This window comes from Spirillospora sp. NPDC047418 (genome assembly GCF_040643275.1).
Lineage (GTDB): Bacteria > Actinomycetota > Actinomycetes > Streptosporangiales > Streptosporangiaceae > Spirillospora.
Map to the genome: position 1 here is coordinate 113,710 of NZ_JBEYTW010000004.1, position 19,453 is coordinate 133,162.

At 74.3% G+C, this 19,453-nt stretch carries 21 protein-coding genes; 8 read left to right on the forward strand and 13 right to left on the reverse strand.

Annotation, left to right across the window (positions count from 1 at the left end):
* Positions 1 to 17: 17 nt before the first annotated feature.
* Together ABZ806_RS03705 and ABZ806_RS03710 are read left to right on the forward strand one after the other, a co-directional pair.
* Positions 18 to 665, forward strand: a complete 648-nt coding sequence (locus ABZ806_RS03705; protein WP_500215083.1) for a neocarzinostatin apoprotein domain-containing protein — start codon at positions 18 to 20, stop codon at positions 663 to 665.
* Positions 662 to 1,582, forward strand: a complete 921-nt coding sequence (locus ABZ806_RS03710) for an alpha/beta hydrolase family protein (protein WP_500215084.1) — start codon at positions 662 to 664, stop codon at positions 1,580 to 1,582. The genes ABZ806_RS03705 and ABZ806_RS03710 overlap by 4 nt, the downstream gene beginning before the upstream one ends.
* 61 nt (positions 1,583 to 1,643) lie before the next feature.
* Here the strand turns inward: ABZ806_RS03710 and ABZ806_RS03715 are convergent, their stop codons facing one another.
* A complete protein-coding gene (locus ABZ806_RS03715) occupies positions 1,644 to 2,867 on the reverse strand; it encodes a DUF4437 domain-containing protein (RefSeq protein WP_500215085.1) in 1,224 nt (407 codons plus the stop codon).
* Between the two features lie 133 nt (positions 2,868 to 3,000).
* Here ABZ806_RS03715 and ABZ806_RS03720 point away from each other — a divergent pair, with 133 nt between their 5' ends.
* Positions 3,001 to 4,422, forward strand: coding sequence for an FAD-dependent oxidoreductase (locus ABZ806_RS03720; protein WP_500215086.1), 1,422 nt, complete (start codon positions 3,001 to 3,003; stop codon positions 4,420 to 4,422).
* Here ABZ806_RS03720 and ABZ806_RS03725 read toward each other — a convergent pair.
* The 9 genes from ABZ806_RS03725 to lexA all read right to left on the reverse strand — a co-directional run bounded on the left by ABZ806_RS03725 (position 4,390) and on the right by lexA (position 11,765).
* Positions 4,390 to 5,208, reverse strand: coding sequence for an NAD(P)-binding domain-containing protein (locus ABZ806_RS03725; protein ID WP_500215087.1), 819 nt, complete (start codon positions 5,206 to 5,208; stop codon positions 4,390 to 4,392). The genes ABZ806_RS03720 and ABZ806_RS03725 overlap by 33 nt on opposite strands.
* A 55-nt stretch (positions 5,209 to 5,263) precedes the next feature.
* Positions 5,264 to 6,685, reverse strand: a complete 1,422-nt coding sequence (gene mftF, locus ABZ806_RS03730) for a mycofactocin biosynthesis glycosyltransferase MftF (RefSeq protein ID WP_500215088.1) — start codon at positions 6,683 to 6,685, stop codon at positions 5,264 to 5,266.
* Positions 6,682 to 7,422 carry a mycofactocin biosynthesis peptidyl-dipeptidase MftE gene (gene mftE / locus ABZ806_RS03735; protein WP_500215089.1) on the reverse strand — a complete coding sequence of 247 codons (741 nt, stop codon included), beginning with the start codon at positions 7,420 to 7,422 and terminating at the stop codon, positions 6,682 to 6,684. Before mftE ends, mftF begins: the two co-directional genes overlap by 4 nt.
* Before the next feature lies 1 nt (position 7,423).
* Positions 7,424 to 8,629: a pre-mycofactocin synthase MftD gene (gene mftD / locus ABZ806_RS03740; RefSeq protein ID WP_500215090.1), complete on the reverse strand. Its 1,206-nt coding sequence runs from the start codon at positions 8,627 to 8,629 to the stop codon at positions 7,424 to 7,426.
* 43 nt (positions 8,630 to 8,672) lie between these two features.
* The gene (mftC, locus tag ABZ806_RS03745) at positions 8,673 to 9,926 is read right to left on the reverse strand and encodes a mycofactocin radical SAM maturase (protein ID WP_500215092.1); all 1,254 of its coding nucleotides are present in this window, start codon (positions 9,924 to 9,926) and stop codon (positions 8,673 to 8,675) included.
* Entirely contained in the window at positions 9,923 to 10,198 is a 276-nt protein-coding gene (mftB, locus tag ABZ806_RS03750; protein WP_500215094.1) for a mycofactocin biosynthesis chaperone MftB, read from the reverse strand. The genes mftC and mftB overlap by 4 nt, the downstream gene beginning before the upstream one ends.
* Positions 10,199 to 10,207: 9 nt before the next feature.
* On the reverse strand, positions 10,208 to 10,330 hold the full coding sequence (gene mftA, locus ABZ806_RS03755) for a mycofactocin precursor MftA (RefSeq protein WP_500215095.1): 123 nt from the start codon (positions 10,328 to 10,330) through the stop codon (positions 10,208 to 10,210).
* Between the two features lie 85 nt (positions 10,331 to 10,415).
* Positions 10,416 to 11,057 carry a mycofactocin system transcriptional regulator MftR gene (gene mftR / locus ABZ806_RS03760; protein ID WP_500215096.1) on the reverse strand — a complete coding sequence of 214 codons (642 nt, stop codon included), beginning with the start codon at positions 11,055 to 11,057 and terminating at the stop codon, positions 10,416 to 10,418.
* Between the two features lie 45 nt (positions 11,058 to 11,102).
* Positions 11,103 to 11,765 carry a transcriptional repressor LexA gene (gene lexA, locus ABZ806_RS03765; protein WP_500215098.1) on the reverse strand — a complete coding sequence of 221 codons (663 nt, stop codon included), beginning with the start codon at positions 11,763 to 11,765 and terminating at the stop codon, positions 11,103 to 11,105.
* Between the two features lie 255 nt (positions 11,766 to 12,020).
* Here lexA and ABZ806_RS03770 point away from each other — a divergent pair, with 255 nt between their 5' ends.
* Entirely contained in the window at positions 12,021 to 12,347 is a 327-nt protein-coding gene (locus ABZ806_RS03770) for a histone-like nucleoid-structuring protein Lsr2 (RefSeq protein ID WP_500215099.1), read from the forward strand.
* A 417-nt stretch (positions 12,348 to 12,764) separates the two neighbouring features.
* Here ABZ806_RS03770 and ABZ806_RS03775 read toward each other — a convergent pair whose 3' ends face one another.
* Positions 12,765 to 13,034 carry a metal-sensitive transcriptional regulator gene (locus tag ABZ806_RS03775; RefSeq protein WP_500215100.1) on the reverse strand — a complete coding sequence of 90 codons (270 nt, stop codon included), beginning with the start codon at positions 13,032 to 13,034 and terminating at the stop codon, positions 12,765 to 12,767.
* Positions 13,035 to 13,282: 248 nt separating this feature from the next.
* Here ABZ806_RS03775 and ABZ806_RS03780 point away from each other — a divergent pair, with 248 nt between their 5' ends.
* From ABZ806_RS03780 to ABZ806_RS03795, 4 genes are all read left to right on the forward strand, one after another.
* Positions 13,283 to 14,647 (forward strand): rhodanese-like domain-containing protein, encoded by a 1,365-nt coding sequence (locus tag ABZ806_RS03780; protein WP_500215102.1) that lies wholly within the window; start codon positions 13,283 to 13,285, stop codon positions 14,645 to 14,647.
* A gap of 100 nt (positions 14,648 to 14,747) precedes the next feature.
* Positions 14,748 to 15,326, forward strand: coding sequence for a rhodanese-like domain-containing protein (locus tag ABZ806_RS03785; RefSeq protein ID WP_500215103.1), 579 nt, complete (start codon positions 14,748 to 14,750; stop codon positions 15,324 to 15,326).
* Positions 15,323 to 16,078, forward strand: coding sequence for a sulfite exporter TauE/SafE family protein (locus tag ABZ806_RS03790; protein WP_500215202.1), 756 nt, complete (start codon positions 15,323 to 15,325; stop codon positions 16,076 to 16,078). The genes ABZ806_RS03785 and ABZ806_RS03790 overlap by 4 nt, the downstream gene beginning before the upstream one ends.
* Before the next feature lie 94 nt (positions 16,079 to 16,172).
* Positions 16,173 to 16,784, forward strand: a complete 612-nt coding sequence (locus ABZ806_RS03795) for a methyltransferase domain-containing protein (RefSeq protein ID WP_500215104.1) — start codon at positions 16,173 to 16,175, stop codon at positions 16,782 to 16,784.
* A 52-nt stretch (positions 16,785 to 16,836) separates the two neighbouring features.
* On the opposite strand, the gene ABZ806_RS03800 is transcribed toward ABZ806_RS03795, so the two are convergent.
* Entirely contained in the window at positions 16,837 to 17,592 is a 756-nt protein-coding gene (locus ABZ806_RS03800) for an SDR family NAD(P)-dependent oxidoreductase (protein WP_500215105.1), read from the reverse strand.
* Between the two features lie 124 nt (positions 17,593 to 17,716).
* Entirely contained in the window at positions 17,717 to 19,417 is a 1,701-nt protein-coding gene (locus tag ABZ806_RS03805) for an FAD-dependent monooxygenase (RefSeq protein ID WP_500215107.1), read from the reverse strand.
* Positions 19,418 to 19,453: the final 36 nt, after the last annotated feature.

Genomic DNA, 19,453 nt, shown 5'->3' on the forward strand with positions numbered 1-19,453 from the left:
CCAGAAGGAGTACCACCGTGACCGGAATCAGAAGGCGAGCCGGCACCGTCGGCGCGATCGCGGCGGCCACCGTGCTCGCGTTCGCGCCGTCCGCGCTGGCCGCACCGAAGATCACCGCGAGCAAGACCACCGGGCTGAAGGCGGGCGACACGATCACCGTCCAGGTGGCCGGCATGTCGCCGAACGAGACCTTCGTGACGCTGGGCCTGTGCAAGCCAGGCCCCAAGCTCCCCACCGACTGCGCCGGGCAGGCCACCGGTGCCGCGCTCGTCGGCGGGACGGACGCCGACGGCAACTTCGTCACCAAGGAGAAGTCCAAGGACGCCAAGCTCAAGATCGTCGCCAAGGCGGGCGGGGTCGACTGCACGGCCAAGGCCGGGGCGTGCGTGATCGCGGTCACCGCGCCCGGGAACCAGGGCCCCAACTCCGCCGAGATCCCGGTGACCTTCGCCGCGAGCAGCGGCGGCGGGGGCAAGAACGACGGCGGCACCGGCGGCACCGGCGGTTCCGACGGCGCGGGCGCCCCCAAGACCGGCAACGGGGACCTGCCCAACACCGGCAGCCCCGACGGCGTCCCCACCTACGCCCTGGTCGCCTCCGCCCTCGTCATGGCCGGCGGCGCCGCACTGCTCATCATCCCCCGCCGCCGGAAGGCCGATTCGTGAACCTGCGCCGCACCCTGGTCGCCCCGCTCGCCGCCGCGGCGCTCGCCGCGGCCGTCCTCCCGGCCGTCCCCGCGGCGGCCGCCGCGGACGCCCCCATCGCGTTCGCGACCACCGTCAACGGCGACCCGGCGGACGTGTACGCGCCCGCCCCGTCCGACATCCGGGCCGACCTGCCGGTGGCGCTGCTGCTCCAGGGCGCCAACGTGAGCAGGTCGGCGTACGCGCAGTACGCCAGGGCGGTCGCCGGATACGGCTTCGTCGTCGTGGTGCCCGACCACCACCGCGTCATCTTCGGGCAGAGCGGCCTGTTCCCCGAGGGGGTCCAGGCGTCCTGGACCGTCGACTGGGCGCGCACCGAGGACGCCCGCGCCGCCTCACCGCTCAAGGGCAGGATCGACACCGGCTCGCTGGTGCTGCTCGGCCACTCCTTCGGCGGGGCGGCGGCGCTCACCCTGACCACGGGCGTCTGCTCGCCGCCGTTCTGCGGCGCGCCGGTCCCCGCGCCGGCCGAGTTGAAGGGCGCCGCCCTGTTCGGCACGAACAACACCCCGCCGGGCGGGACGGTCAACCCGCCCGTCGCCAACACCGTCCCGGTCGCCCTCGTGCAGGGGACCGCGGACGGCATGGCGGCGCCCGCGGCGGCGGAGGGCACCTACGCCGCGATCCAGTCGCCGCCGAAGATGCTCGTGTCGGTGACCGGCGCCAACCACTACGGGATCACGGACACGCAGAACCCGGCGGGAGCGGCACCGGACCCGTCCGCCCAGACGGTCTCCCAGGAGACGAGCGTCAAGGCGTCAGCCCGGTGGAGCGCCATGTTCCTGCGCACCGTCCTGGGCGACGTCTGGTCGGGCGTCTGGCTGTGGGGCATCGGTGACGCCGTCGACCACGCCGTCACCGTCCGCTACGACCGCTGACACGGACGGAGGCGAGCCCCCGCGGGGTCCGAGGGACCGGCCTGCGGGGGCTCGCCCGCCGCTACATCCCGTCGCCGTCCCAGCGGCCGGTGGACCGGCTGCGCACCGGGCGGCTGGACAGGATCGGGGCCGGGACGGGCGTGCCCTTCCGCCACGGCCGGCCCGCGCCCCAGGTGTGGCGCAGGTCGTCGGTGCGCTCGTCCGGGTGCTCCAGCGCCGTGGGGTCCGCGCCCCAGTCCAGCTCGGGGTGCTCGTGGTCGTGCTCGTGGTCATGGTCATGGTCGTGGCCGCCCTGCAGGCGCGCCGCGTCGAGGGCCTTGGCGATGGCGAGGACGCTCCGGTCGGTGCCGTGGCCGTGCTGGACGTAGTCGTCGTCGTTCTCGCCCAGCTCACGCTGGTAGCGCACCGCCTCCTGAAGCTCCTTCAGGTCGCGCTCGGAACGGCCCTCCGTCCCGCGGCCGAGGTCGTGCGACGCCGTCGACCAGCGCATCCGGCCGCCTCCGGGGCCGTAGTTGACGGCCTCGCCGCCCCACCGCACCCACTCGTTCTGCGTGTACCAGTTGAGGAGTTCGCCGTCCGAGCGCAGGAGCCAGGTCGCGCCGCCCTCCTGGGTGGTGAAGTGCCCGTGCTTCACCCGCGCGGGACGGAAGAAGTAGGTGCCCAGGTCGAGGGTGCCGAAGTTGTACTCCATGTGCCCCTGGACGGTGTAGGCCTCCTCGTAGCAGGGATGGTGGGCGAGCCTGTGGTCGGTCCAGCCCTCCTGCGCGTGCACGAGCCTGGTGTAGAAGCCGCTGACCGGGTCGACGTGCAGGTACTTGATGAACAGGCCGGGCATGGGGCCGGCGTTGGGCACCGCGTCCCACCGCATGGCGTCGCTGTCGACGACGATGACGTCCTCGCGGGCGTCCTTCCAGCGGGGCGCGCCGAGGCCGTCGACTGGGTCGAACCCCGCGTCGCCGTACTCGCGGTAGTGCAGGACGCGGGTGCCCTCGGCGAAGGTGATGGCGTCGGCGGGCACGCCCTTGGGCGCGTACACGTAGCCGCCCTTGCCGATCTCGCGGCCCCCGTAGGTCATCGACCCGTCGAGGACGTAGTACTCGGTGTTCGCGTGGTGGATGCCCGGGCCGCGCCCCCAGCGGGTGTGGAAGTCCAGCCGCAGCGAGGAGGAGCCGTCCTCCTCGTCCACCGACAGGCGGCGCTCGCTCGCCCTTCCCTCGCCGCCCGGCAGTTCGGCGGCGTGCCGGACGTAGTCGTCTTCCTGGATCAGCTCGACATGGGGTCGCACGTGGGTGTCTCCGTTCTCCGGTCATCCGTTTCGCTAATGGAAACATCGTTTCCCAATCTCGGCAAGAGTGCGCCTTGACCGTGTCCGGATAGATAGAAACACTGTATCCCTCAGCGAAACATCGGGAGGTGCGATGGCGTTCGACGCGATCGTCGTCGGAGCCGGGCCGGGCGGGCTGGCCTGCGCGATCGAGGCCGCCGGCGGCGGCGCGCGGGTGCTCGTCCTGGAGAAGGCGGCCGACATCGGCGGGGCGCTGCCGTACTCGGGCGGGCACCTGTCCGCCGGGGGGTTCTCCGCCCAGCGGGAACGCGGCATCGCCGACGACCCCGGACGGCACCACGCCGACATCCGGCGGATCAGCCGGGGCACCGGGCGGGAGGACCTCACCCGGCTCACGCTCGGCGAGCAGCCCGCCGTCCTGGAGTGGCTCTTCGCGGCGGGCTACGAGATCGACCCCGCCACGCCCCGCGTCGTGTACGGGCACGAGCCGTACACGACGCCGCGCACCGTCCACGCGGCCGAGACGCCGGGCGGCCCCGCGATCCTCCGGGCGCTGCGCCGCCTGCTGGCGCCGCACGTCGCGGCCGGCCGGATCGAGGTGCGCCGCGGGGCCCGCGCCACCCGGCTGCTCACCGAGGGCGGAGCCGTCACCGGCGTGCTCGCCGGCCGCGCCGAGCGGGCGCCGGCCGTCGTGCTCGCGACCGGCGGCTTCGGCCACGCCCCCGACCTGTTCAGCGAACTGGAGGGCGCGCCGCTGACGACCTCGGCCGCGCCGACCTCGACCGGCGACGGCCTGCTCATGGCCCGCCGGATCGGTGCCGCGCTGCAGGGCCGCGGCCGGTACATCCCGACGTTCGGCGGCCTGCCCCCGGAGGGCGACGACCCGCGGGTGGACTGGCTGAACCGCCCGCAGCTGGTCGCACCCGAACGGCCGCCGTGGGAGATCTACGTGGACCGGCACGGCCGGCGGTGGATCGCGGAGGACGAGCCGAGCATCGACCGCAAGGAGCGGGTGCTGACCGGTATCGACCGGATGACCTTCTGGATGGTCTTCGACGCGCGGGCGCTGCGCGAGTCCCGTCCCATGGTCCACGGGTGGAGCCCCGCCGACCTGGACGCCCGGTGCGGCCGCCGCCGCGGCGTGCACCGCGCCGGCGACCCCGCCGCGCTGGCGCGGCTCGCGGGCGTCGACCCGGCCGGCCTCACCGCCGAACTGGCGCGCTACAACGCCGCCGTCGCCGCCGGGACCGACGCCGCGTTCGGCCGCCGGCACCTGCCCGCGCCGATCGCCGAGCCGCCGTTCTACGCCGTCGAGAACCGGCCCGTCACGCTGATCACCTTCGCGGGCCTCGACGTCGACACCCGGCTCCGGGTGCGCCGCGAGGGCGGCCGCGCCATCCCCGGCCTGTACGCGGTGGGGGAGGTCATCGGCTCGGCCGCCGTCAACGGCAACGCGTTCTGCTCCGGCATGTGCCTCACGCCCGCACTCGCCTTCGGCCGCCTGGCCGGACGGCACCTGGCCTCAGTGCGCGAACGCGAACCCCGCCGCGCGTAGCCGCGCCGACGTCACCGGTACCTCCGGAGTCCTGATCTCGCCCCGGTAGGACAGGTCCGGCAGCCCCTCGGCCGCGCAGATCTCGCCGAACGCCGCCGCGTTCGTCGGCGGCACGGCCGCGTCGGGGAAGGCGTTGAAGGCACCGGTCAGCCCCTCGCTCACGACGAAGTCGAGCGCCGCCGCCGCGTCCCGGTAGTCGATCCGGTACAGCAGGGCCCCGGCCGAGAACGGGACGCTGCCGCCGAGCACCTCATGGGCGAACCTCACCCGCGCCGGGTAGTCGATGTCGCGGGGGTGGCCGTACACGTCCGGGATGCGCAGCACGGCGCCGCCCGGCGACGCCAGCACCGCCTCCTCCGCAGCGATGAAGTTGCGCGGCGACGCGTCCTCGTCGGGCGTCGTCGGGGCGGTCTCGTCGATCAGCGTTCCGCTCCCGGCGCCGTAGACCGACCCCGAACTGGTGAAGACCACCCGCGGATGGACGGCCACGGCGGTCCGCGCGCTCGCGGTGAGCGTGTCGTGGTACTCGGCGACACGCTGGGAGGCGTCGAAGGCCCGCGACATCCGCGGGCTCACCGTCAGGACCACCGCGTCGGCGCCGCGCGTCGCCGCCTCCACCGCCGCCTGGTCGGAGCCCCGCAGCACGGCGACGTCCGAGCAGACCTCCCGCAGCTCACCGGCCCGCTCCGGCGACGTGGTCGTCCCGACGACCTCGTGCCCCTGGGCGAGCCACCGCCGGGCGAGTTCCATGCCGACGTTCCCGCATCCGATCACGACGTACCGCACCCGACCACTCCCTTAATGGAAACACCGTTTCCATCTTGTCATGGCGGCGCCCGGTTCACGAGCGGCGGGGGAGACGGATGTCGGGGAGCAGGGGGGCGGCGGAGCGGGCGCGCGCCGCCGACGCCGTGACACCGGACCCGTAGGCGACGTCCTCCGCCAGGCGCAGGGCGGCGTAGCGGACCGGGCCGATGGCGGGGCGCCGCGTCACCCACTCCAGCGCGATGGGCGCGGCCATGAGCGCCGTCGCCGCGCGGGCGGCGCGGCTGCGCGGGGACGCGGCCAGCGCGACCAGCCCGACGGGCCACCATTCGCGGCGCAGCATCTGCCCGAGCGTGGCGGCGTCGGCGGCGGCGCCCTTGGCGACGATGGCGGCGGCGAGGTCCCATCCGGTCGGCAGCCCCGACAGGCGCTTGGCCAGCAGCGCGGTGGCGAGCCCCGCGCACGCGGCCGCCGGGACCGGGCGCCCCCGGGCGAGCAGCCCGAATGCGGCGAGGTTCCAGACCGAGGGACGGGCCGGCGCGAGCCTGCCCGGGTGGCGGCGGGCCAGGCCGGCGGCGGACGTGCCGTACTCGTGGCGCCGCCTCGCCCACGCCACCGGGTGCAGCCGCGGCGTGTGCGCGACGAGGGTCGCCGGCTCGTAGCGGACGTTCCACCCGCGGTCGCTCAGCCGCCAGACGAGGTCGACGTCCTCGCCGAGCCGCAGGTCCTCGTCGAAGACGCAGCCGTCGAGCGCCGCCGCGCGCACCAGCAGGGTCGCGGTGGGCACGAAGCCGAGCCTGCCGCCCGGACGCACCAGCGCGGGCCGCAGGCCCAGGTCGAGCGACGACCGCGCGGCCTCGTACCGGGCCAGCAGGCGGGTGTCGCCGGGGCGCGGCACGATCCGGGGGGCGACGGCCGCGACGCGGGGGTCGTCGAAGTGGGGCATGAGGACGTCGAGCCAGCCGGGCGCGGGGCGGCAGTCGGAGTCCACGAACGCCACGAACGGGGTCCGGGCGAGCCGCAGGCCGGTGTTGCGCGCGGCGGCGGGCCCGCGGTTGCGGTCGTGCCGGACGAGGCGGGCGCCGTGCGCGGCGGCGGCGCGGCGCAGCGGTCCCGGGTCCGGCGAGCCGTCGTCCACGACGATCGCCGGGACGCCCGCGACGGAGGCCAGGCACCGCTCCAGCTCGCCGGCCCGTCCGAAGGCCGGGATCACGACCGTCACGTCGTGCGGGCCGGGGCGCGGGGCCGGGACCGGCCGGGCCAGCCCGTAGTCGAGGAGCCGGCGGGCGAGCGCGCGCCCGGTGGGCGAGGGGTCGGCCAGCCCTCCCGCGCCGGCGCGGCGCAGCGCCGCGAGATACGGGCGGGCGGCCTCGTGCAGGCGCACCAGCCGCCACGGCGAGCCGCCGGTCGCCACGAGCCCGTCCGCCCAGAGGGAGGTGTCCGCGTCCAGCGCCACGGGGAAGTCCGCGGGAAGCGGCCAGGAGCGCCGGCCGCTCATGGCCGCGGCCCCGGGGACGGGGCGCCGGGTTCCAGGAGGCGGCCGCGGGCGTCCGCGCGGCCTCTCTCGACACGCCCGGCGACGGCCGCCACCATGGCCGCCGTGATCTCGCGGCCCTGGGCGGCGGACGCCCCCGCCGGGTCGCCGAGCACACCGGAGGGGGAGGCGGCGCGGACGCCCCCGGCGACCAGGTCGGGCATCAGCTCCGCCAGCGGGCGCGTGTTGCCGGTGACGGTTTCGAACGGCCGGACCAGGTGCGGTGCCAGGTGCAGCATGACCGAGGTCTCGGTGAATCCGGCGTGGGCGTCGCCGCCGGAGGCTTCGCACCCCGTCCAGGCCGCGTCGTGGCCCTCGGCGCGCATCCGGCCCACGGCGGCGTCGAGAGTGGGGACGTTGCCGCCGTGGCCGTTGACGAAGACGACCCTTCCGGCCCACAGCGCCAGCGAGCGCACCGTCTCCACGAGCAGCGCGTCCAGCGCCGCGTGGCCGATCGAGACCGTGCCGGGGAAGCCGGCGTGCTCGCCGCTGGCGCCGTAGGGGATCGCCGGCGCCACCAGCACCCCCTCCCCGGGCAGCGCCCGGGCGGCGCCCTCGGCGACGGCCCGGGCGATCACGGTGTCGGTGGAGAGGGGGAGGTGCGGTCCGTGCTGCTCGGTCGAGCCGACCGGGACCAGGACCAGCGGATCGGCGCCGACGCCCGGCCAGGCCGCTCCCGCCAGCTCACGGTCTCGGGCCACGTCAGCCCGCGGGACGGCCGGAGCCCGGTTCGCCGCCCAGCGTCAGCGCGAAGCCGGGCGGGACGTGGAGGTCGTCGCGGCAGAGCTCGTGGACGCTGGAGCGGCCGAGGCCGAGCACGGCGGAGTCGAGGCCGCCGCGCATGATGTCCAGGACGTTCTCGACCCCCGCCTGCCCGTTGGCGGCCAGGCCCCACAGGTAGGCGCGGCCGATGAGGACGGCGCGGGCACCGAGGGCGAGCGCCTTGGCGACGTCGCCGCCGCGCCGGACACCGCCGTCCAGCAGGACCTCGACCTGGTCGCCGACCGCTTCGGCGATGGACGGCAGCACGCGGATGGTGGCGGGCGTGGTGTCGAGGTTGTTGCCGCCGTGGTTGGACACCGACAGCGCCGTGACGCCGGCGTCGGCGGCCTTCTTGGCGTCGTCGACGCGGGTGACGCCCTTGAGCAGGAACGGCCCGCCCCACTCCTTGCGGAGCCAGGCCACGTCCTCCCAGGTGGGCGGCGGGGTCTGCATCCATTCGCCGTAGGCGCCGAAGAAGGTGGGGGCCGGGCCGCTCGGCGGCTTGAGGTTGGGGGTGGTGAGGTCGGGGATGCGCCCGGTCCTGGCGAACCGCCACAGCCAGCCGGGGTGCGGCAGGACGCCCGGCGCCATCTTCACCGCGGTCCTGAGGTCGATCCGCTCGGGGATCTGCGGGCTGCCCCAGTCGCGGCCGTTGGAGAACGACCAGTCGAGCGTGGCGATGAGCGCCTTGGCGCCCGCCCGCCGGGCGCGGTCCATGCGCTGGACCATGGTGTCGCGGTCGCCGCTCCAGTACAGCTGGAAGAAGACGTTCGGGTTGGCCTCGGCGACCTCTTCGACCGGCTTGCTCGCGAACGAGCTCAGCCCCATGATCACGCCCCGGTTGGCGGCGGCGCGGGCCACCGCGACCTCGCCGTCCGGGTGCACGGCCTGGACTCCGGTGGGGGAGATCAGCACCGGCATCGAGGTCTCCACGCCCAGCACCGTGGTGGCCAGGTCCCGGTCCGCGTGGTGGCCGGCGACGTGCGGCGCGAACCCCAGCTCGGCGAACGCGGCGGTGTTGCCGTCGACGGTCCGGCCGCGCTCCGACCCGGCGACCAGCGCGCCGTACACCATGGAGGGCAGCCGCTTCTTGGCCCGGCGCTGGGCCTCGGCGACGGTTTCGAACCAAGGGTTCTTCAGCGGCATGGTGTCGTCTCCAGGCGGAGTTGGCGTCGGGCGGAAGGCGGGGTCAGCTGAGCCGCAGGCCCGCGAGGGGGTCTTCGGCGCAGTCGCTCACCGGCGGGCGGTCCAGGCCGGGGCGGCGGGTGAGCTTCACCGGCACCGGTCCCGTCCGGCGGGGCGCGGTGCGGTGGGAGTGGTCGGCGGACGGCTTCGGGATGCCGGCCCGGTCCTGCGGCCGTCCGGCGAGCAGCTTCTCGCCGTGGCCCTGGACGCATTCGGGGTCGGGGCCGTCCAGGGGCAGGCCGGTGAAGAACTTGGCCGCCATGCAGCCGCCCTTGCAGGTGTCGTAGAACGCGCACGAGGTGCACGCGCCGCCGTTCTGCGGCTCCCGCAGGTCCTGGAACAGCCGCGACTCCCGCCAGACCCCGGTGAACCCGCCGGCGCCGCGGACGTTCCCGGCCAGGAACTCCTCGTGGATGGCGAACGGGCAGGCGTAGACGTCCCCGACCGGGTCGATCAGGCACACCACCCGCCCGGCGCCGCACAGGTTCAGCCCCGGCAGCGACTGCCCGTAGGCCGACAGGTGGAAGAAGGAGTCGCCGGTCAGCACATCGTCGCCGTGCGCGACGAGCCAGTCGTACAGCTCCCGCTGCTGCGCCTGCGTGGGGTGCAGCTCGTCCCACACGTCGGCGCCCCGGCCGGACGGACGCAACCGCGTCAGCCGCAACTGCGCGCCGTAGGTGTCGGCGATCGCCTTGAACTCGTCCATCTGCGGGATGTTGTGCCGGGTGCACACCACCGACAGCTTGAAGTTCTTCATGCCCGCGTCGGCGAGGTTGCGCATCGCGCGCATGGCGGTGTCGTAGGAGCCGGCGCCGCGGATCGCGTCGTTGACCTCGGCGGTCGCCCCGTCCAGCGAGATCTGCACGTCGACGTAGTCGTTGGCGGCCAGCCGCCGCGCCGCCTCCGGGGTGATGCGCACCCCGTTGGTCGAGAACTTCACGCCCACGTGGTGGGCGGTGGCGTAGTCCAGCAGCTCCCAGAAGTCGGGCCGGACGGTCGGCTCGCCGCCGCCGATGTTGACGTAGAAGACCTGCATGGCCTCCAGCTCGTCGATGACGGCCTTGGCCTCGGCCGTGGACAGCTCGCGCGGGTCGCGCCGCCCCGAACTGGACAGGCAGTGCGCGCACGACAGGTTGCAGGCGTAGGTCAGTTCCCAGGTCAGGCAGATCGGCGAGTCGAGCCCGTACTCGAACAGGTCGACCAGCCGCGCCCCGGGCCGGGGCCCGCCGCTCTCCGCTACCGGGGTCTGCGCTGTCATGGCGTCCTTTCCACGAGCATGGCCGAGCGGGCGAGGGCGCCGAGCGCGGCGCCGTACCGGGGCAGGTCGGACGCGGGGACCTCGGCCCGCGTGCAGGCGTCCCGGGCGGTGGGCGCGTCCCGCAGGTTCCGCACGACGTCCAGCAGCCGGCGGTCCTTCAGGAACGACAGCTTGCGGGTGCCGAAGTGGTAGAGCAGCGCGCCGAACGGTTCGGGGCGCACCGAGACCTGCGGATGCAGGTCCCAGGCGCGGTCGAGATCGATCCCCGGCATGGCGGCGGTCTAGTAGACGCCGCACATGCCGTCGATCGAGACCTCCTCGATCAGGGATTCGGCGAGTTCGCCCTCCGCGGACTCGTCCTGCGTCCCGTCCTCGATCTGGTCGGTGAGCTCGGTGGTGTCCAAGACGTCCTCCTCAGGGCGGGGCTCCGGGCCGGTGGCCTTGGCTCGGATACTAAGTGCATCGAGTGCCAAAAAGGAAGGGCGGCGGCTACTCCGCGGTGGCGGCGGCGCCGTCCAGGACGGCCGCCAGGCCGGTCGCCACATGCCGGATCGCCTCGTCCAGGAGGTCGGACAGCGCCGTCTCCTCCCCGCCCGCCAGCCACTGCTCGTAGGCCGAGACGGCGGCGGCCAGCGTGACGTGCCCGGCGAGCTGGGGGACCATCGCCGACGCCGGCCGGCCGGTGCGCCCGGCCACGAACTCCGTGACGACCGCCCGCCAGGACGCGTAGCGCAGGGTCGCGTCGGCCTGCAGCGTCGGCACCCCGAGGATGAGCTGCATGCGCTGCCGGTGCCAGGGCACTTCCCGCGGATCGAACCGGTTGAACTCCACCACGGCCTTGCGCACCGCCTCCATCGCCGGCACGCCCGGATCGGCCTCGGCGAACAGGGCGCGCAGCCACCGCAGCCGGCCGTCGAAGTCACCCCAGACGAGGCCGTTCTTCGACGCGAAGTACCGGAAGAACGTCCGCCGCCCGATCCCGGCCGCCGCCGCGATGTCGTCCACCGTGGTCGCGTCGAACCCCTTGCGCGCGAACAACTCGAAGGCCAGCCGCTCCAGGGCGACCGGCGAGGTCACCCGCGGCCTGCCCATGGCGCGCTGGGCACCGGCCCTCCCGCCTGCAGAGCTCACCCGACCAGCTTCCCACGCCCCCGCGCGGGCCCGGCCGCGCCGGCGTCAGCAGTTGCGGATGACCGAGACGACGACCCCGAGCACGGCGGCCCGGTCGCCGTCGATGACGTCGTAGGCGGGGTTGCGCGGTTCGAGCCGCACGTGGCCGTCGCGGCGCCGGTACACCTTCACGGTGGCCTCGTCGTCGATCATGGCGGCGACGATCTGGCCGGAGTGGGCCTCCTGCTGCCGGCGGACCACGACGATGTCCCCGTCGCAGATCGCGGCGCCGATCATCGAGTCGCCCCGCACCCGCAGCCCGAAGACGGTGCCGCGCCCGGTGATCTCGCGGGGGAGCGCCAGCGTGTCCTCGACGTGCTCCTCGGCCGTGATGGGGGTGCCGGCGGCGATGTGCCCCACCACGGGCACGGTCACCGGGCCGCTGGACGACTCCCGGACCGGACGCTCCCGGAGGAACACGCGCGTGTCGATCGGCCGCGACACCGCGCCGCCGCGCCGCAGGAACCCCTTGTCCTCCAGGCTCGCCAGGTGCCGCGACACCGACGACGGCGACCGCAGCCCGACGGCGTCGCCGATCTGGCGCGTGCTCGGCGCGTACCCGTACCTGACCACCCAGTCCCCGATCACGGCCAGGATCCGCTGCTGGCGCGGAGGCAGCGCGGAGGCGTCGAGGTCCCCGAACGGATCAAGATCACTGTAAGCGGTCACCCGGGAATTGTAGAGGTGCTCCGGACGGTGCCGCGGACGGTGCCGCGGACGACGGGCGGCCGAATGCGCGGTAATTGAATAGGGAACCGGCGGCCACCGGCGTTCGGGCGCAAATCCGCCGGCGGTTCCCAACTGCCGCGCGCGGCGGCGGCCGGACCCGCCGGGAGCGGCGCCGCGCTCTTCTCGACGGGTCATGTTGTGGCCGAATCGGCTACGGTCGGGTCATTCGGTAGAACGACGAGACGGGGAGCGCACATGGCGCAGAAGGTTCGCATCATCATGACGGACGACCTCGACGGAGGTGCGGCCGACGAGACGGTGTCGTTCGCCATCGACGGCAGGACATATGAGATCGACCTCAGCGAGGACAACGCGGGCAAGCTCCGCGGGATGCTGCACGGCTACATGGAGAGCGGCCGCCGGCTGAAGACCGCCCGGGGCGGCCGGACCGCGGCCCGCGGGACCAATGTCCGCGAGCGCAGCGCCGAGATCCGCCAGTGGGCGAAGGACAACGGCATCAAGATCAACGACCGTGGCCGGATCCCCGCGACGGTGATCGAGCAGTACGAGGCGGCGCGATGAGCTGACCCGCCGCCCGAAACCCGGGCCGCGCCCTTTCCTTCGCGCCGTGCCAACGCTCGGCGGCGCGGCATGTCGCTCCGGCGGAGCCCGCAGAGGGCTCCGACCCGGAGCCGACCGCCGTCCGGCCGGTCGCGCAAATCCCGCTTACCCGAGCCCAATCCTTAAAGCCGCCCCGCAGGATACGGCTGGTTCGCCGCGACAATGGGCTCGGCGCAGATCCACGGCAATCCCGGGCAGGCCGCCGCCAAGGCGATGGCGGTGCCGATCCGGAAGGCGGCGCGGGCCGTTCCCGTCCCCGCCGCCCGAATTGGCCGCTATGAACCTCTTGCTCGGCGGGTGGGAATCCACGCCGGTGCCGTGGCACTCGGCGTGCCGGTGATCGTCCGCCCGCCGCACCCGCGGAAGCCCGCGCGCCGGTCAGGCGAGGCTCATGAAGAGCTTCTCCAGTTGGGCGCGGTCCAGTTTGGCCTGCGCGGGGTCCGCGCCCTCCTGGACGCACTGCTCCAGACCCGTTGCGATGATCTTGAATCCGGCCCGGTCCAGTGCCCGGGAGACCGCCGCGAGCTGGGCGATCACGTCCTTGCAGTCCCGCTCGTTCTCGATCATCTGGATGACGCCGCCGAGCTGCCCCTGCGCACGCCGCAGCCGCACCAGGACGTCGGCCAGCGAGTCCGCCTCGAATTTCACGTCGCTCCCCCTCCTATACCGCCCAGGGTATAAGGCGCGCGCCCCCCCGGAACCTTCCCCGCAGGGTTCGGTGATACCCCAGAGGGTATCGAGTGATACCCCACGGGGTATTTGCGCAGCGCCGCGTCCTTCACCTACCCTGCCTCCTGCATACCCCATGGGGTATGTCCGGGTGGGCTGCGACGGACGCCCGGCCCGCGCACGGGATGCGCGAGAACGCCGCCCGACGAGTGGAGAGAGGCAGTCCAATGATCGAGATCGTTCCGATCGACACCCCCACGCTGGGGGACCGCAGCTACTTCGTCACCGACGGCGAGGTCGCGTTCGCGGTCGACCCGCAGCGCGACATCGACCGCGTGCTCGCCCTGGCCGAGGCACGGGACGTGGCGGTCGCCGACGTCTTCGAGACCCACATCCACAACGACTATGTGACCGGCGGCCTGGCGCTGGCCCGGGCGACGGGGGCCGCCTACCACGTCAACGCGGCCGATCCGGTGGAGTTCGAGCACGACGCGGTGGCCGACGGCGACGTCATCGAGGTCGGCGCGCGGATGCGGGTGCGGGTCCTGGCGACTCCGGGCCACACGTTCACGCACCTCGCCTACGTCCTGGAGGCTCCGGGCCGGGCGCCCGCGGTGTTCACCGGCGGGTCGCTGCTGTACGGGTCCACCGGACGGCCGGACCTGCTCGGACCGGCCCACACGCACGACCTGGTGACGGCGCAGTACGGGTCGGCCCAGCGGTTGGCGCGCGAACTGCCGGACGACGCCGAGATCTTCCCCACCCACGGGTTCGGCAGCTTCTGCTCGGCCACCCAGGCGGAGGCCGAGGCGTCGACGCTCGGGCAGGAGAAGCGCACCAACCCGGCACTCGTCCTGGACGAGCGGGAGTACGTGGAGAACCTGCTGGACGGCCTGGACGCCTGGCCGGCCTACTACGCCCACATGGAGCCGGCCAACACCGCGGGACCCGAGGCGCCGGACCTGTCGGAACCGCGCCGCGCGGACGCCGCCGAACTGCGCCGCCGCATCGGGGCGGGGGAGTGGGTCGTCGACCTGCGGACCCGCACGGCCTTCGCGGCCGGGCACCTGGCGGGCACGCTCAACTTCGGGCTGGACGGCGGTTTCGCGACCTACCTCGGCTGGCTCGTCCCGTGGGGCACACCGCTGACGCTGCTGGGGGAGACGCCCGAGGACGTGGCGGCCGCCCAGCGCGAACTGGTCCGCATCGGCATCGACCGCCCGGCCGCGTCGGCCACCGGCGGCCCGGAACGCTGGGCGGGCGGGGAGGGCCTCGCGTCCTTCCCGCGGGCGTCGTTCGAGGAACTCGCCGCCGTCCGGCACCACCGCCCGGTCGTGGTGCTGGACGTCCGCCGCGCCCTGGAATGGGGCGCGTCGCACATCGACGGCGCCGTGCACATCCCGCTGCAGGACCTGCCGCGGCGCCTGGACGAGGTGCCGGACGGCGAGGTGTGGGTGCACTGCGCGGGCGGCTACCGCGCCGCCATCGCCGCCTCGCTGCTGGCCGCCGCCGGACGGCGCGTGGTCGCCATCGACGACGAGTACGCCGCGAGCGCCCGCGCCGGCCTGCCGCTCGTCGCGGCCGCCGCCTGACACCGGCACCGGCCGCCGCATCACCGTCACCAGACCACCGGTCTCCGGTTCCGGCCCCCGCTGGGTTCGGGACCGGTCTCCTAACGAGGAAGAAGCTCACATGCCCCGCTTGTCCCCGAAGATCGACGCCGCGTCCCTGCGCGACCTCGTCGCGGCCCCGGACGCGCCGCGCCTGCTGGACGTGCGCACCCCCGCCGAGTTCGCCGCCTTGCACATCCCCGGTTCCTACAACGTCCCCCTGGACACGCTGCGCGAGCACGGCGCCGAGCTGCGCGGCTCCCTGGACGAGGTGGTGCTGGTCTGCCGGACCGGCGGCCGCGCCGCCCAGGCCGAGCGGGCGCTCGTCGAGGCGGGCATGACCGGCGTGCACGTCCTGGACGGCGGAATCGTCGCCTGGGAGGCGGCGGGCGCGCCGCTCAACCGGAACCGGTCCCGGTGGGACCTGGAACGGCAGGTGCGCCTGGTCGCCGGGCTGCTCGTGCTGACCGGCGTCGTCGGCGGCCTCGTCGTGCCGGGCCTGCAATGGCTGGCCGCCGCGATCGGCGCCGGCCTGGCGATCGCCGCCCTGACCAATACGTGCATGATGGGCATGCTCCTCGCCAAGCTGCCCTTCAACCGCGCGTCGGCCTGCGACGCGGAGGACATGGTCGCGCTCCTGCGGGACGGGCGGTCGTGTTGACGCTCGCGCTGACCCTGCTCGCCGCGCTCGCCGTCGGCGTCTCGCTCGGCCTGCTCGGCGGCGGGGGATCCATCCTCACCGTGCCGGTCCTGATCTACGTGGCCGGGGTCGAGACCAAGCAGGCGATCGCGATGTCGCTGTTCGTGGTGGGCGCGACCTCGCTGGCCGGCGTCCTGCCGCACGCCCGCGCCGGCCGCGTCCGCTGGCGCACCGGGCTGCTGTTCGGCGGCGCGGGCATGGCGGGCGCCTACGCGGGCGGACGGCTGGCCGCCCTGCTGCCGGGCGGTGTGCTGCTGGCGGCCTTCGCCGTGATGATGGCCGTCACCGCGGTCGCGATGCTGCGAAGCCGCCCCGCCCCCGCGGGCGGGCCCGCCGAACGCCCGGTCCTGCGGATCCTGGCCGAAGGGGTGGCCGTCGGGCTGGTCACCGGGCTGGTCGGAGCGGGCGGAGGCTTCCTCGTCGTGCCCGCGCTCGTCCTGCTCGGCGGCCTGTCCATGCCCGCCGCGGTCGGCACCTCGCTGCTGGTCATCGCGATGAAGTCCTTCGCCGGGCTGGCCGGATACCTCGCCGGCGTCGACCTCGACTGGCCGCTGACCCTCGCGGTGGCCGGCGCGGCGGTGCTCGGCGGCTTCGCCGGTTCGCACCTGGCCGGGCGCGTCGACCCGGAGCGGCTCCGCCGGGCCTTCGGCTGGTTCGTCCTGGTGATGGCCGCGATCGTGGTGACCCAGCAGGTGCCGGCCGCGGCCGGGTAGGCCGGGCCCGGCGGGAGAGACTGTTCCCGACGCCCGCTCGGCGTGGCCGGCCCGGCCCGCGGGCCGGGCCGGGCGGGACGAGGAGGAGGAAGCCGTGGACAGCTCGGGGTGGGACCGCCGGTACGCCGGCGGCGAACTGGTCTGGTCGGCGGGGCCGAACCGATGGGTCGAGGAGGTCGCGGCCGGCCTGCCGCCGGGCCGCGCCCTCGACCTGGCCGCGGGCGAGGGCCGCAACGCGCTGTGGCTCGCCGAGCGCGGCTGGACGGTCACCGCGGTCGACTTCTCCGCCGTCGGGCTCGCCCGCGCCCGGTCGCTCGCCGAGCACCGGCTCGGCGAACACGCCGGCCGGCTCCGGCTGGTCGAGGCCGACCTGCGCGAGCACACCCCGGCCCGCCACTCCGCCGACCTGGTGATCGTCGCCTATCTGCAGGTCGGCGAGCAGGTGCGGCGCCCCGCCCTGCGCGCCGCCGCCGACGCGGTGGCGCCCGGCGGGCTGCTGCTCGTCGTGGCCCATGACAGCGACAACCTGGCGCACGGCACCGGCGGGCCCCAGGACCCCGCCGTGCTGTACACCGCGCGGGACGCGGCGTCCGACATCGACGGGAGCGGTCTCCGGATCCTGCGGTCGGAGCCCAGGACGCGGGAGGTCGCCACCGGCGAGGGGCCGCGCACGGCCATCGACGCGTTCCTGCTCGCGCGCCGGTGACCCGCGTCCCGTGCCGGCGCCGGCCCCGCGGACGCGCCCCGCGGACGCGGCCTCAGCGCAGTTTGATCGCGCCGCCGTCCGCCATGACGGTCTGCCCGGTCATGTACTGGGCGTCGTCGCTCGCGAGGAAGGCGACGATGGGCGCGACGTCCTTCGCGGGGTCGCCGAAGCGGCCCAGGGGCACCTTGGCCGCGGACTGCGCGTACTGCTCGGGGCGGGCCTCCGCCCACCGGGCCACCCCGGCGGTGAGCGCCATCGGGCAGACCACGTTGACGCGGATGTTCAGCGGCGCCCACTCGTTCGCCACCACGCGGCTCAGCCCGCGGATCGCCTCCTTCGCCGCCGCGTAGGAGGCCTGGTTGCGCTGGCCGTCGAGACCGGCCCCGGAACCGAAGTTGACGACCGCCGCGTTGCCGGTCTTCCGCAGCTCCGGAAGCGCGGCGAGCATGAAGTTGCGGGTGGCGTGCAGGCTCGTGTCCATGGCGAGGTCCCAGTCGTCGTCGGTCTGCTCCTCGAACGGCTTCTGCCGTGACGCGCTGGCGTTGTTCACCAGGACGTCCAGTTTCCCGAAACGCTCGACGGCGGCCGCGACGGCCGCGCGGGCGACGGCGGGGTCGGACACGTCCCCCTGCAGGAAGGCCACGGCCTCGCCCAGTTCCCCGGCGAGTTCCTCTCCGGCCTCCCGCTGCAGGTCGACGATGACGACCCGGGCGCCGCGCGCGACGAACAGCCTCGCGATGGCCACTCCGATCCCGGACGCGCCGCCGGTGACGATGGCCGACTTCCCCTGCAGGCTGTGATCCGCCACAACGTGTTCCTTCCTTCGGTGAGCACTGGCGACACAGGTCTACCCGAGAACGAACCAAGATCTGGCGATCCGAGGACCGGGGCGGGCCCGGCACACTCGTCCGGGCCCGCCCCGTTTCCCAGTGCTAGCGGAAGAGAAGCCGGTTCATGACGTCCTCGATCGTGCCGTGAGGATCGTCGGTGGGGTCCGCCGTCCGCCAGCCGATGACGCGGTCGGGCCGGACGACGACGGCCCCGAGGGAACCGATCCCGTAGACGTCCGCGAAACGCTCCTCCTTGTCGGCGAGCGGGCCGGCGGCGGCGACGGTGTGGGCCGTCAGCGGGACGCCCCGGGACGCGGCGACCGAGGCGGCGGCCTCGCACCACGCCCGGCCGCCGGGGCCGGCGAGCAGGACGAAGCCGTCACCGAAGAGGTCGTGCGTCGAGATCGGCGCGCCGTCCTGTTCGAGCGGGAGGTGCGGTGCCCGGGTGCCGGCCCGTCCGGTGGGGTTCCGCGGGTCCTCCAGGGGCGGCTCCTCCGCGGCCGCGTGAGGGTCGGCGGCCTCGGCCGCCCCGTAGACGAAGCCCAGCTCGATGGACGCGTCGTCGAGCGGATCCCTCAGGTCGTCCTTGGGGAGGGAGGAGTCCACCCTCAAGACGTAGCGCGTGTACGCCTGCTCGACGGTGAGATGGGAGATCGGCCTGCGTTCCGTGTCATAGGTGTCCAGGAGCCGCGGCCCCGCCGCGCCGCCGTGCACCATGGCGAGCTTCCAGGCGAGGTTGTGCGCGTCGGCGATACCGGTGTTGCCGCCGAACCCGCCGGTCGGCGGCATGACGTGCGCGGCGTCCCCGGCGAGGAAGACGCGCCGGTCCCGGAACCGCGCGGCGGCCGCGGCGGCCGCGTTCCACCTCTGCACGTTGTCGACCTCGACGGGGAAATCGGGCCCGGCACCGAGCGCCGTGCGCACCAGGTCGGCGCACCGGGCGGCGCTGATGCCCTCCCCGACGTTGCCGTCGCGGGAGCCGTCCGGGCCCGTGGTCGAGAAGACGGCGAGGAACCCGGAGTCGGCGGAGATCGAGAACCGGAAGAACCCCAGCAGCTCGGGATGGTTGACGTACACCACGCTGAGGTTGCGGTCGCCGAGCATCTCCCGGACGTCGGCCTTGAAGTAGATGGTGACGCAGTCGGCGAAGCCGCCGCGTCCGAGCATGTCGATGCCCAGCCGCTCGCGGACGGTGCTGTGCGCGCCGTCGGCCGCGACGAGGTAGCTCGAGCGGACGGTCTCTTCCGCATCGCGGTCACGTGACCGTATGACGGACGTGACTCCGGTGTCGTCCTGTTCGAAGCCGACGAGTTCGGTCGCGAAGCGGTGCTCGGCCCCGAGTTCCCGCGCGCGGTCGCGCAGCAGGGGCTCCAGGCCGATCTGGGTGATGAACAGCCGCGAGGTCGGGCTGAGCCCCTCGACCCCGTCGTTGTAGGACCGGTAGAAGTACTGCAGTTCCCTGCCGCTCAGGCTCTCGACCGCAATGATCGCTCCGTTCTGGACGAACTCCCGCCCGGCGGCGGCGTCGACGGCCTCCTGCATGCCGACGCTGCGGAAGACCTCCATCGTTCCCTGGTGGAACGAGGCCGCCCTGGGGTGGATCGCGGTACCCCGGTGCTGCTCGACCAGCATGTGCGGGACGCCGCGCGCCGCGAGCTGGAGCGAGGTGGTCAGCCCGACAAGGCTGCCCCCCACGATGAGAACGGGAACCTCGTGATCGGCCATCGGAATTCCATCCCTCCCGTCGCCGCGTGGGCGGGAGCCCGTTCCGAGCCCTGCCCTCACGATGAGAGCAGCCGTCATCACTCGGCCGGTCGCGCGACCCTCGAATCGTACACC